Genomic DNA, 12,523 nt, shown 5'->3' with positions numbered 1-12,523 from the left:
CGGTCAGGCGGTGCGCGTCGTGCCGCTATCCTGCCGCATCAGATAGAGCGATGCACCGACGATGAGGGCCGCTCCCGGCCAGAAGTTGATGCCGGGCGTGGCGGCAAACACGATCCAGCCGAAAACAACATTGATCGGCAGTCGCAGATCGTCGAACGGCTGCAGATAAACCGCATCCGCGATCGAATAGGCGGCAATCTGGAAATATTGCGCCAGGGCAGTGAAAGCGCCGATGACGATCAATATGGACCAGATCTCGACGCCGGGTGCGGTGATTGCCGACATGCTGAGGCCCGATGCCAGCCAGAGCGCCGCATTGATGGGGGTGAGCAGCACCAGCATATAGGCCGAAATGCTGGCGGGCTTTTCAAAACGGGTCAGATATTTGGTCATCACCGAATAGCCGGCCCAGAGCGCTGCGGCGAGGATCGGCAGCAGCGAGTAGACCGTATAGGAATCCGACCACGGCGCGATGATGATCAGCGCGCCGACAAATCCGGCGAAGGTGGTGAGCAGGCGCGCCGGTGTCACCTTTTCCCGCAGAAACAGCCGCGCGCACAGAATGACGAAGAAGGGTGATGTCATGGATAGCGCAACCACCTGCCAGATCGGCACGTGGGCCAGCGCGTAAATCCATACCTGCACGCCAGCGGCGGCCAGTGCGACACGCACGACGTGGAAGCCGAGGCGGCTGGTGCGCAAGGCCCTTGCGCCATCGCGAATGAGCAGGGGCAATGTCAGCACCAGGGCGATCACATATTGCCAGAAGGCAATGATGACCGATGGAATGCCGGTGCGCGTTCCAGCCCATTGGGTGGCGACATTGACTGCGGCATAGGCCGAACAGGCCGCGACCATCAGCGCCGCGCCGCGCACGGTGGGTTTCAAAGTTGGGGCAGAGGCAAGTTGGCTCAACGGTTTCTTCCCTTTTTCAAGCCTGCTACCTCAGGGTACGGGAAGAAAAACTGCAGGACGAAGACGGTAAGCCGTCCAGCCAGGCATGATTCCAACCTCGTTCTCTCTCATCCGGACTATGACCGTCGGCTTCGGATTTGCACCGAATCTGCTGACCCTGATACGTTTTCGTGTCAGGCGCTCGCGGGCTTCGGGTGTTTCACCCGTTACCGCCGGTGGGGAATTTCACCCCGCCCTGAGAACTGGATATTTCTTTTGCACCGGATGGCATGAAGTTGCATCCGATGCTGGCAATAAATAGGCCCCGTTTTTTCGCAAGGCAAGATACTCACTGCTCGTGCGGCAATGATGCGCCCTGATGCCTTTTGCTGCGCCCTTGAGTGCCATGCCATGGAAAAGCATGGACGGATCGGAAACTCTCTTTTAGAAATCCGTGACGGAGTTGATCGGGTGAGGGTCCGGCTCCGCCTGGTTCTGGGAGGAATGATGAGCACCAACGCAGTCCCCACGCAGTTTTCGCATGACCGCCCCCTGTGGCAGCCGGATGCGGGGCGCATCGCCGCCAGCAATCTGGAGCAGTTCCGCATTCGCGCCGAACAGCGGTCGGGCCTCAGCCTGCCGGATTATGCCGCGCTGCATCGCTGGTCGGTGGAGGATCGTGCCGGATTCTGGACGCTCATCTGGGATTTTTGCGACGTCATCGGCGACCGCGGCGGCAAGGCGCTGATCGATGAAGGTCATATGCGCGAGGCGCGGTTCTTTCCGCAGGCGAAGCTCAATTTCGCCGAGAATCTTTTGCGTTACAAAGGCGATGGCGAGGCGATTGTCTTTCGCGGAGAGGACAAGGTCGAGCGCCGCCTGACATGGGACGATCTCCACGCGCTGGTCTCCAAACTCCAGCAATTCATGCTGACCGAAGGCGTACAACCCGGCGACCGTGTAGCGGGCATGATGCCCAATATGCCGGAAGCGGTGGCGCTGATGCTGGCGGCAAGCTCGATTGGCGCGGTCTGGTCATCCTGTTCGCCGGATTTTGGTGTGCAAGGCGTGCTGGATCGTTTCGGCCAGATAGAGCCGAAGCTCTTCTTCGCCTGCGACGGCTACTGGTATAACGGCAAGCGCATCGACGTGGCCGACAAGGTTGCCGAAGTGACGGCAAAACTGCCGGGGTTGAAGCGGGCTGTCATCGTCACCTATCTGGGTGAAGCGGACGCTGTCGCCGACAAGGCGGAAAAGGCTATTGCGCTCGATGCGGCCCTTGAGCCGTTCCGGGCGAAAGACGTCGAGTTCACCCGACTGCCTTTCGATCACCCGCTCTATATCCTGTTTTCCTCGGGCACGACGGGCATTCCGAAATGCATCGTGCATCGGGCGGGCGGCGTGCTGTTGCAGCATTTGAAGGAACACAGCCTTCATGCGGACTTACGCGAGGGCGACCGTTTTTTCTATTTCACCACCTGCGGCTGGATGATGTGGAACTGGCTGGCGTCAGGCATTGCCTCCGGCGCAACGCTTTTGCTTTATGACGGTTCGCCCTTCTATCCCGATGGCAATGCGCTGTTCGACTATGCGCAGGCCGAAGGCATGACCTATTTCGGCACTTCGGCGAAATTCATCGATGCAGTGCTGAAAGCCGGGCTGAAACCGGGGCAGGTGCATGATCTGTCGGCGCTGCGCACGATTTCGTCCACCGGTTCGCCCTTGTCGCCGGAAGGTTTTGCTTTCGTTTACGAAGCGATCAAGCCGGATGTGCATCTCGCCTCGATTTCCGGCGGCACGGATATTGTCTCCTGCTTCGTTCTGGGCGTGCCGACCGAGCCGGTCTGGCAGGGCGAGATTCAAGGCGCGGGCCTTGGCATGGCCGTCGATGTCTGGGATGATGACGGCAAGCCGGTGCGCGGGCAAAAGGGCGAACTCGTCTGCACGAAGGCTTTCCCCTGCATGCCGTTGCAATTCTGGAACGATCCGGGCGACGCAAAATATCAGGCGGCTTATTTCGAGCGCTTCGACAATATCTGGTGCCATGGCGATTTTGCCGAATGGACCGGGCATGACGGCATCGTCATTCATGGGCGTTCGGATGCCACGCTCAATCCGGGCGGCGTGCGCATCGGCACGGCGGAGATCTACAATCAGGTCGAGCAGATGCCGGAAGTGGCCGAGGCGCTGTGCATCGGGCAGGATTGGGACAATGATGTGCGTGTGGTGCTGTTCGTGCGGCTTGCCGAAGGTGTCGCGCTGGACGATGATCTCAAGGCGCGCATCAAGGCCAAAATCCGCACCGGCGCGACGCCGCGTCATGTGCCTGCAAAGATCGTTGCCGTATCGGATATTCCGCGCACCAAGTCGGGAAAGATCGTGGAACTGGCCGTGCGCGACATTGTGCATGGACGCGAGGTGAAGAACCGCGAGGCGCTGGCCAACCCGCAAGCACTGGAGCTTTATCGCGATCTGGCAGAACTTCAGGAAAACTGATGCTCAAAACATCGCGAAATAAAATTTCGTCAAGCGGCAATAAATAGCCACAGAACGCCGCGCAACCCCATTGCCTATTTGACCGCCACGGGACACTCTGCCTTCAACATAAGCCATCTTGGTAAAAGATGGTCGCCGGGCAGAACTTGTGGAGGACGAGTATGTTTGCTTTGGGCCAAAATGGGGGCATAAACTTCGGTCTTGGCGAGGAGATCGAAGCCCTTCGCGATACGGTGCGCCGTTTCGCGGACGAGCGCATTGCGCCGCTTGCCGCCGAAACCGACCGCAATAACGCATTTCCCATGCATCTTTGGCGTGAACTGGGTGAGCTTGGCGTGCTCGGTATTACCGCGCCAGAAGACTATGGCGGTGCTGGCATGGGCTATCTGGCGCATTGCATCGCGATGGAGGAGATCAGCCGCGCTTCCGCCTCCATTGGGCTGAGCTATGGCGCGCATTCCAATCTCTGCGTCAATCAGATCACCCGCAATGGTTCGCCCGCACAGCGCGCAAAATATCTGCCGAAGCTTATTTCCGGCGAGCATGTCGGCGCGCTGGCCATGTCCGAGCCGGGGGCCGGTTCCGACGTCGTGTCGATGAAGCTTGAGGCGCAAAAGCGGGGCGACCGCTATGTTCTCAACGGCAACAAGATGTGGATCACCAATGGCCCCGATGCCGACGTACTGGTGGTCTATGCCAAGACCGATCCGGCGGCAGGCCCACGCGGCATCAGCGCCTTCATCGTCGAAAAAGGCTTCAAAGGGTTTTCGACCGCGCAAAAACTCGACAAGCTCGGCATGCGCGGCTCCAACACCTGTGAACTGGTGTTTCAGGATTGCGAAGTGCCAGCCGAAAACCTGCTTGGAACCGAGGGCAAGGGCGTCAATGTGCTGATGTCCGGCCTTGACTACGAGCGCGTGGTGCTGGCGGGCGGTCCGCTCGGCATCATGGCGGCCTGTCTCGATGTCGTGGTGCCCTATGTGCATGAGCGCAAGCAGTTCGATCAGCCTATTGGCGAGTTCCAGCTCATGCAGGGCAAGCTTGCCGACATGTATGTGATCTTCAACGCCTCGCGCGCCTATACCTATGCGGTAGCAGCAGCCTGCGACCGGGGCGAGACGACGCGCAAGGATGCGGCGGGCTGCATTCTCTATACGGCGGAAAACGCCACCCAGATGGCCTTGCAGGCGATACAGGCGCTGGGCGGCAATGGTTATATAAACGACTACCCGACCGGACGCCTGTTGCGTGACGCCAAGCTTTATGAAATCGGCGCAGGCACATCGGAAATCCGGCGCATGCTGATCGGACGGGAACTCTTTCAGGAGACCCGTTGATGGCGGTCCTGAAATCGGAAATCTCGACGCGCAGCGCCAGCTTCGAGGCCAACCGCAAGGCAATGCTGGCGGCTATCGACGTGGTGGGCGATGCTGCCCGTATTGCGCTGGATGGCGGCGGCGAGAAGGCGCGTGAACGCCATGTTTCGCGCGGAAAACTGCTGCCGCGTGAGCGTGTCTCGCAGTTGCTCGATCCGGGTTCGCCCTTTCTGGAAGTGGGGCTAACGGCCGGCCATGGCATGTATGGCGGGGCAGCACCGTCCGGCGGCATCATCACCGGCATCGGGCGCGTGTCGGGCCGCGATTGCATGATCGTCTGCAACGATGCGACGGTGAAGGGCGGCACCTATTATCCGGTCACGGTGAAAAAACACCTGCGCGCGCAGGAGATTGCAGGCGAAAATCGTCTGCCTTGCATCTATCTGGTCGATTCCGGTGGCGCGAACCTGCCCAATCAGGATGAGGTTTTCCCGGATCGCGACCATTTCGGGCGCATTTTTTACAATCAGGCGCAAATGTCGGCGGCGGGCATTCCGCAGGTCGCCGTGGTCATGGGATCGTGCACGGCAGGCGGCGCTTATGTGCCGGCCATGAGCGACGAAACGGTGATCGTACGCAATCAGGGCACCATCTTTCTGGCGGGGCCTCCTTTGGTGAAAGCCGCGACCGGCGAAGTGGTGAGCGCGGAGGATCTTGGCGGCGGCGATGTCCATACGCGGCTTTCGGGCGTCGCCGATCATCTGGCCAATGACGATGCTCATGCCTTGCAAATCGCGCGCGCGATTGCCGCCAATCTCAACAGCGAAAAACGTTCGTTTATCCCAAGAGGCGATGGCGCCGCGCCGCTTTACGACCCGGAAGAAATTCTGGGCGTTGTCTCGGCCGATACGCGCATTCCTTATGATGTGCGCGAGGTGATTGCGCGCCTTGTCGATGGTTCGGTTTTCGATGAGTTCAAGGCGCGGTTCGGCACCACCTTGGTCTGCGGTTTTGCCAGTGTCTACGGCATGCCAGTCGGCATCATCGCCAATAATGGGGTCTTGTTTTCGGAAGCGGCGCTGAAGGGCGCGCATTTCATCGAGCTTTGCTGCCAGCGCAACATTCCGCTGGTGTTTTTGCAGAACATCACCGGCTTCATGGTGGGGCGTAAATATGAGGCCGAAGGCATTGCCAAGCACGGCGCCAAGCTGGTGACGGCGGTGGCGACGGCCAATGTGCCGAAGATCACCATGTTGATCGGCGCATCCTATGGCGCGGGCAATTACGGCATGGCCGGGCGGGCGTACTCGCCGCGCTTCCTGTGGACATGGCCGAACAGCCGCATCGCCGTGATGGGCGGCGAGCAGGCGGCGGGTGTGCTGGCGACCGTCAAGCGCGATGGGATCGAGCGCACCGGCGGCACATGGTCGGCGGAAGAAGAGGCGGAATTCAAGCGCCCGACGCTCGAAATGTTCGAGCGCCAGAGCCACCCGCTCTATGCATCTGCAAGGCTGTGGGATGATGGCATTGTCGATCCGCGCAAGAGCCGCGAGGTGCTGGGCCTGTCGCTTTCCGCCACGCTGAACGCGCCGGTCGAGCCGACGCGTTTCGGCTTGTTTAGAATGTGAGGGGCGCGGGATGAGGAAAAGTGTGAAGCGGTTTTCCGCCCGCATCCCGCGAGGGCAGGAATGATGTTCAAAAAGATACTGATTGCCAATCGCGGAGAAATCGCCTGCCGGGTCATTCGGACGGCGCGCAAGCTCGGCATTGCCACGGTCGCGATTTATTCCGATGCGGATGCCCATGCGCTGCATATGGAGATGGCCGACGAGGCGGTGCGTGTCGGCCCGGCCATTTCGGCGCAAAGCTATCTGAATGTCGATGCGATCATCAAGGCTGCGAAGGAAACCGGCGCAGAGGCCATCCATCCGGGCTATGGCTTTCTCTCCGAAAATGCAGGCTTTGTGGATGCGGTGGAGGCCGCGGGACTTGTCTTCATCGGTCCATCGGCCAAAGCCATTCGCGCCATGGGGCTGAAGGATGCCGCCAAGGCGCTGATGGAAAAAGCAGGCGTGCCTGTCGTGCCGGGCTATCACGGTGACAATCAGGATGGCGCCTTTCTCAAAAGCGAGGCCGACCGGATCACCTATCCGGTGCTCATCAAGGCGCGGGCGGGCGGCGGCGGCAAGGGCATGCGCCGGGTCGATCAGGCTTCCGATTTCGCCGCAGCACTCGAAAGCGCGCGGCGCGAGGCGGAAGCCTCGTTTGGCGATGGCGCGGTGCTGGTCGAAAAATACATGGCGAAGCCGCGTCATATCGAGGTGCAGGTTTTTGGCGACAAGCACGGCAATGCCGTGCATCTTTTCGAGCGCGATTGCTCGCTGCAACGCCGCCATCAGAAGGTGATCGAGGAAGCGCCTGCGCCCGGTATGACGCCGGATATGCGCGCCGCCATGGGCGAGGCGGCGGTAAAGGCGGCGCTGGCGATTGGTTACTCCGGCGCGGGTACGGTGGAGTTCATCGCCGATGTGTCGGAAGGGCTGCGGTCCGACCGCTTCTTCTTCATGGAAATGAACACGCGCCTGCAAGTGGAGCATCCGGTGACGGAAGCGATCACCGGGCTCGATCTGGTCGAATGGCAATTGCGCGTGGCTACCGGCGAGGCGCTGCCGAAGCGCCAGGACGAACTTTCCATAAACGGCTGGGCGTTTGAGGCGCGGCTTTATGCGGAAGACCCGGTGCGGGATTTTTTGCCCGCGACCGGCAAGCTTGCGCTCTTTGCCCCGCCGGAAAATGCGCGCGTCGATTCCGGCGTGCGCACCGGCGACACGATCACGCCGTTCTACGATCCGATGATCGCCAAGATCATCAGCCATGGCGCAACGCGTGACGAGGCGCTGAACCGGCTCGATGCGGCGCTTGGCAAGACCCGCATTGCAGGGCTGGTCACCAACCGCCAGTTCCTGTCAGCGCTCTGCAATCTCGACGCTTTCCGCACCGGCGATGTCGATACCGGGCTGATCGGACGCGAGACGGCAGCGCTTTTCACCGAAAAGCAGCCTTCGGATATCGCTTTTGCGCTGGCCGCGCTTGGTGCGCTCGATCTCCTGAATGCGCCTGAAACAGGCGACCCATGGTCTGGCCTGCGCGGGTTCCGCCTGTGGGGCGAGGCATCGCGCTCGGTTCTGCTCGATCATCACGGCGAGCGTCACACGATAAACCTCGCGGCCAGGGGCGGCAACCGTTTCAGCTTTGCTTTCGGCGAACTGGAAATCCGTGCCCATGAAAACGGTCTCGTCCGTTTCGCCCTCGATGGTCGCGTATCAGAGGCGTCGGTCTCGCGCATCGGACATGATGTGACGGTGCAATTCGAAGGTCGCGACACCATATTTCATCATGTGCAGTCGATAGGCGCGGAGGAGGATGCCTCGAGCGAAAGCCGCATCCTGTCGCCGATGCCGGGGCTGGTGCGGCTGGTTTCCGTCGTGGAAGGTGCGAGCGTCGCCAAGGGCGATCCGCTGGTGACGATGGAAGCAATGAAGATGGAACTGTCACTGACGGCGCCGCGCGACGGCAAGGTCGCATCCGTAACCGTTACGGCGGGCGATCAGGTCAGTGAAGGCGCATTGCTGGTCGAGCTGGAGGAGTAACATGGCTGAACACGTTGAAATCGTCGAAATGGCAGCGCGTGACGGCCTGCAAAACGAAAAGCGTTTTGTGCCGACAGCCGACAAGATCGCATTGATCGACCGCCTGTCCGAGTGTGGCTATTCGCGCATCGAGGCAACGAGTTTCGTCAGCCCCAAATGGGTGCCGCAACTGGCGGATAGCCGGGAAGTCATGGCCGGGATCAGGCGCGCCGACAGCGTGCGTTATTCGGCTCTGGTACCCAATATGAAGGGCTATGAAGCCGCTGCTGCCGCCAATGTCGACGAAATAGCGGTTTTCATTTCCGCCTCGGAAGGCTTTTCCAAAGCCAATATCAATTGCACGATTGCCGAAAGCATCGAGCGCCTGTCGCCTGTCATCGGTGCCGCGATCAATGACGGCCTGGCCATTCGCGGCTATGTGAGCTGCGTGGTCGAATGCCCCTATGACGGGCCGGTTACCCCACAGGCAGTTGCCGATGTGACCGAGCAGCTGTTTTCGCTCGGCTGTCACGAGGTGAGCCTTGGCGATACCATCGGGCGCGGCACGCCGGACAAGGTTGCGGCCATGCTGGACGCGGTGCTGGCCATCGCCCCGGCGCACAGCCTTGCCGGTCATTATCATGACACTGGCGGGCGGGCGCTCGACAATATCCGCGTTAGTCTGGAGAAGGGCCTGCGCGTGTTCGATGCTTCCGTCGGCGGGCTTGGCGGCTGTCCATTCGCGCCGGGTGCGAAGGGCAATGTCGATACGGTGCTGGTCGCTGAAATGCTGCATGATCTTGGTTTCGAAACCGGTCTCGATATTCAAAAACTGAGATCGGCGGCACTTTTTGCGCAAGCGCTGCGTCAGGATAAGGCGGCCTAGGAGCAATTATGAGCGACTTCGAAACCATCCAGATTGCGGTCGACCCACGTGGCGTGGCCACGCTCACGCTGAACCGGCCCGAACAGCACAATGCGCTGTCGGGCTTGATGATCGATGAGCTAACCACCGCAGCGCTGCATCTGGGCGATAACGAAGCCATACGCATCGTGATCCTGACCGGCGCAGGCATGAGCTTTTGCGCGGGCGGCGATCTGGGCTGGATGCAGGAGCAGGTCAAGGCCACGCGTGAACGGCGCATTGAGGAAGCGCGCAAGCTTGCCCTCATGCTGAAAGCGCTGCGCGATCTGCCAAAGCCATTGATCGGGCGCATCAACGGGCAGGCCTATGGCGGCGGGGTCGGTCTCATCAGCGTGTGCGATGCGGCGATTGGCGTTTGCGATGCGCGTTTTGGCCTGACAGAGACAAGGCTCGGGCTTATTCCCGCAACCATCAGCCCCTATGTCGTGGCGCGTATCGGGCAGGCCAATGCGCTGCGCACATTCACCTCGGCGCGGCTGTTCGATGCCCGGGAGGGGCGGCGGATCGGCCTTTTGCATGATGTGGTCGAGGTGGAGCGTCTCGATGCGGCGGTGGAGGAGGAGATAAAACCTTACTTTTCCACCGCGCCCGCAGCCGTCGCCGCATCCAAGCGGCTGGTCCATGCGCTGGGCGCGCCGATAGACGAGGCGGTGATCGACATGACGCTCACCCGCCTTGCCGATACATGGGAGACACCGGAGGCCGCGGAAGGGATCGCGGCCTTTTTTGCGAAGCGATCACCGACATGGAAAAAAGAGGGAGGAACGACTTAGGAGGAGGCGGTTTTTCGTTGTAGTTGCGGGTACTTGGCGCTTGCAATCGAAAGCCGGAAATGCATTCTTATTATATCATGAAAGCGCGCTCCCGTTCTGGAGCATGATTCCGAAAGGGCGGATGCAATTTCGGATAATATTATGGCTCTGGCCTCTTCGAGGCGGCGGTGTGGTGTGCTTTTGAGCGCATCCCGAAACGTGTGAAACGGTTTTCGGGCAAGATGCGCATTGATGCATATGATTTGGAGCGTCTGGCGCTCTAAATCGACCCTTTGAGATCATGCGATGAACAAAAGGGAGGGCCCGGCAATTCGGCAGCGCAGATGCGCTGAGATTTGACCGGCATGGGTTGTCTCGGGGCCGTCGGAGGACGCCGCCCCACCAAAGGAGAAAAAGAATGAACCTGAAACTTCTTTCCAGCGTGGCTTTCGCAGCCACTCTCGGCTTTGCCAGCGCCGCTTATGCAGACATCACCATCGGCGTGGTTGCACCGCTGACGGGTCCTGTCGCCGCTTTCGGCGATCAGGTGAAGAAGGGCGCGGAAACCGCCGTGGAAGTCATCAACAAGGCGGGCGGCATCAAGGGCGAGAAAGTCGTCCTGAAATTTGCCGACGATGCCGGTGAGCCGAAGCAGGGCGTTTCCGCCGCCAACCAGATCGTTGGCGACGGCGTCAAGTTCGTCGTCGGCCCGGTCACGACCGGCGTCGCCATTCCGGTTTCCGACGTGTTTTCGGAAAACGGCGTGCTGATGGTCACCCCGACCGCCACCGGTCCTGATCTGACTGCTCGCAAGCTGGAAAACGTGTTCCGCACCTGCGGTCGCGACGACCAGCAGGCTGAAGTCATGGCCGATTACGTCCTGAAGAACTTCAAGGACAAGAAGGTTGCCGTGATCCACGACAAGGGTGCTTACGGCAAGGGTCTGGCCGACGCTTTCAAGGCGGCGCTCAACAAGGGCGGCGTCACGGAAGTCCATTATGATTCCGTCACGCCCGGCGACAAGGATTTTTCCGCGCTCGTCACCAAGCTGAAGTCTGCCGGTGCTGACATCGTCTATTTCGGCGGCTACCATGCCGAAGGCGGCCTGCTGTCGCGTCAGCTGCATGATGCCGGTCTCCAGGCCCTGGTTCTCGGCGGCGAAGGCCTGTCCAATACCGAATATTGGGCAATCGGCGGCACCAACGCGCAGGGCACACTCTTCACCAACGCCAAGGACGCCACCAAGAACCCGGCCTCCAAGGATGCCATCGAAGCCCTGAAGGCCAAGAACATCCCGGCTGAAGCCTTCACCATGAACGCCTATGCCGCCGTTGAAGTCATCAAGGCCGGCATTGAACGCGCCGGTTCCGCCGACGACTCGGCAGCCGTCGCCAAGGCGCTGCATGACGGCAAGCCGATCGAAACCGCCATCGGCACGCTGACCTACGGCGAAAACGGCGATCTCAGCTCGCCGAGCTTCGACATCTTCAAGTGGGATGGCGGCAAGATCGTCGGCCTCGAATAAGGTCGTTGCCTGATAGGGAGCGCATCCCGAAACGTGGAAAACGGTTTTCGGATAAGATGCGCGGTTCAAATAAACAGAAAAACGCCGGGGTTTGGCCCCGGCGTTTTGCGTTTGTGGTGTGGTCAGGACCCGGTAAAGCCGAGTTCGGCTTCGATAGCCTCAAATGTCTTGTCCATCGCGTAGGTGGGGCTCAGCGGAAAACCGAAATGCCCGTAGGCGATGGACAGCTGCCGTTCCGCTTTTCTTTCGCTGTCCTTGGCGATTGCCGCGACATAGAGCGCTGCGGCGAAGCCGGTGCGGTCGGCGCCGGATTTGCAATGGATGAGCACCGGCTTTTCCGCATTCTGCATGAGGGCAATCAGCTCTCTGGTTTGTGCAAGGTCCAGCGCCCGTCGCGATGACATGCCGAAATTGACGTGATTGATACCAAGTGTCGCTGCGGCTGCAATTTCTTCATCATACCATTTCGAACCGGGTTCGGCGCCGCGCAGATTGATGATGGTCTTGATGCCGTAAAGCTTCTGCAACGAAGCGATGCGCGCCGGGTCGGGCTGGTTGGAACGATAGGCCTGCCCGGCAACGACGGCGTGGACATTGCCCTTATATTGCAGCGTATAAAGATAACCGCCCATGACGCTTGCGCCGATAAGCAATCCAAGCGCGACAAGCCGGACACGAGTAAAGGACCAATCCATATATCTGCGAAAGAACGACATAGAGCCTCATTCGAATGAAATAATATAATAAAATAAACCGTCTGGAAATTTTCTACTTGGTTTTTGCGGGAAATATACTAAGAATTTGTCTTAATCTTGTCCGTGCAGACAAGAGTTTGATGTTTCTGTTTAAGTTATTTTTTAATTAGGGTCTCGCAGATGTGCGCGGGAAATTGTTGGAGCAAGCGTCTGTGCGGGTGTGGGCGTCGGTGGAACGGGCGGTTTTTCGTGGGCTTAAGCTTCGGTTAACCATGTCTGTTTAATCTGTGA

The 12,523-nt window shown here is 59.9% G+C and carries 9 protein-coding genes and 1 riboswitch; of the genes, 7 read left to right on the top strand and 2 right to left on the bottom strand.

Annotated features, from left to right (window positions below):
* Positions 1–3 precede the first annotated feature (3 nt).
* On the bottom strand, positions 4–915 hold the full coding sequence (locus AC0TOF_RS05225; protein WP_473767441.1) for a DMT family transporter: 912 nt from the start codon (positions 913–915) through the stop codon (positions 4–6).
* Positions 916–1,010: 95 nt separating this feature from the next.
* Positions 1,011–1,162: riboswitch (FMN riboswitch) on the bottom strand.
* A gap of 239 nt (positions 1,163–1,401) precedes the next feature.
* Here AC0TOF_RS05225 and AC0TOF_RS05220 point away from each other — a divergent pair.
* The 7 genes from AC0TOF_RS05220 to AC0TOF_RS05190 all read left to right on the top strand — a co-directional run bounded on the left by AC0TOF_RS05220 (position 1,402) and on the right by AC0TOF_RS05190 (position 11,537).
* Positions 1,402–3,390, top strand: coding sequence for an acetoacetate--CoA ligase (locus AC0TOF_RS05220; RefSeq protein ID WP_473767440.1), 1,989 nt, complete (start codon positions 1,402–1,404; stop codon positions 3,388–3,390).
* A 188-nt stretch (positions 3,391–3,578) separates the two neighbouring features.
* The gene (locus tag AC0TOF_RS05215) at positions 3,579–4,727 is read left to right on the top strand and encodes an isovaleryl-CoA dehydrogenase (protein ID WP_473767510.1); all 1,149 of its coding nucleotides are present in this window, start codon (positions 3,579–3,581) and stop codon (positions 4,725–4,727) included.
* Positions 4,727–6,334 (top strand): carboxyl transferase domain-containing protein, encoded by a 1,608-nt coding sequence (locus tag AC0TOF_RS05210; protein ID WP_473767439.1) that lies wholly within the window; start codon positions 4,727–4,729, stop codon positions 6,332–6,334. Before AC0TOF_RS05215 ends, AC0TOF_RS05210 begins: the two co-directional genes overlap by 1 nt.
* Before the next feature lie 63 nt (positions 6,335–6,397).
* Positions 6,398–8,356: an acetyl/propionyl/methylcrotonyl-CoA carboxylase subunit alpha gene (locus AC0TOF_RS05205; protein ID WP_473767509.1), complete on the top strand. Its 1,959-nt coding sequence runs from the start codon at positions 6,398–6,400 to the stop codon at positions 8,354–8,356.
* 1 nt (position 8,357) lies between these two features.
* Positions 8,358–9,221 carry a hydroxymethylglutaryl-CoA lyase gene (locus AC0TOF_RS05200; RefSeq protein WP_473767438.1) on the top strand — a complete coding sequence of 288 codons (864 nt, stop codon included), beginning with the start codon at positions 8,358–8,360 and terminating at the stop codon, positions 9,219–9,221.
* A gap of 8 nt (positions 9,222–9,229) precedes the next feature.
* A complete protein-coding gene (locus tag AC0TOF_RS05195; protein WP_473767437.1) occupies positions 9,230–10,033 on the top strand; it encodes a crotonase/enoyl-CoA hydratase family protein in 804 nt (267 codons plus the stop codon).
* A gap of 397 nt (positions 10,034–10,430) precedes the next feature.
* Positions 10,431–11,537 carry a branched-chain amino acid ABC transporter substrate-binding protein gene (locus AC0TOF_RS05190; RefSeq protein WP_122002955.1) on the top strand — a complete coding sequence of 369 codons (1,107 nt, stop codon included), beginning with the start codon at positions 10,431–10,433 and terminating at the stop codon, positions 11,535–11,537.
* A gap of 122 nt (positions 11,538–11,659) precedes the next feature.
* Here AC0TOF_RS05190 and AC0TOF_RS05185 read toward each other — a convergent pair whose 3' ends face one another.
* Complete coding sequence (locus AC0TOF_RS05185; RefSeq protein ID WP_473767436.1) at positions 11,660–12,253, bottom strand: tyrosine-protein phosphatase; 594 nt, start codon at positions 12,251–12,253, stop codon at positions 11,660–11,662.
* Positions 12,254–12,523 lie beyond the last annotated feature (270 nt).

This window comes from Ochrobactrum sp. PL_is501, from assembly GCF_055816895.1.
Note: the sequence above shows the minus strand (reverse complement) of the source record. Positions and strands in the feature narration are given on the sequence as shown.

Bases quoted from the DNA above. Each gene is read 5' to 3' on its own strand.
- AC0TOF_RS05220 (WP_473767440.1), top strand. From the start codon at position 1,402: ATGAGCACCAACGCAGTCCCCACGCAGTTTTCGCATGACCGCCCCCTG.
- AC0TOF_RS05210 (WP_473767439.1), top strand. From the start codon at position 4,727: ATGGCGGTCCTGAAATCGGAAATCTCGACGCGCAGCGCCAGCTTCGAG.
- AC0TOF_RS05205 (WP_473767509.1), top strand. From the start codon at position 6,398: ATGTTCAAAAAGATACTGATTGCCAATCGCGGAGAAATCGCCTGCCGG.
- AC0TOF_RS05200 (WP_473767438.1), top strand. From the start codon at position 8,358: ATGGCTGAACACGTTGAAATCGTCGAAATGGCAGCGCGTGACGGCCTG.
- AC0TOF_RS05195 (WP_473767437.1), top strand. From the start codon at position 9,230: ATGAGCGACTTCGAAACCATCCAGATTGCGGTCGACCCACGTGGCGTG.
- AC0TOF_RS05190 (WP_122002955.1), top strand. From the start codon at position 10,431: ATGAACCTGAAACTTCTTTCCAGCGTGGCTTTCGCAGCCACTCTCGGC.
- AC0TOF_RS05185 (WP_473767436.1), bottom strand. From the start codon at position 12,253: ATGTCGTTCTTTCGCAGATATATGGATTGGTCCTTTACTCGTGTCCGG.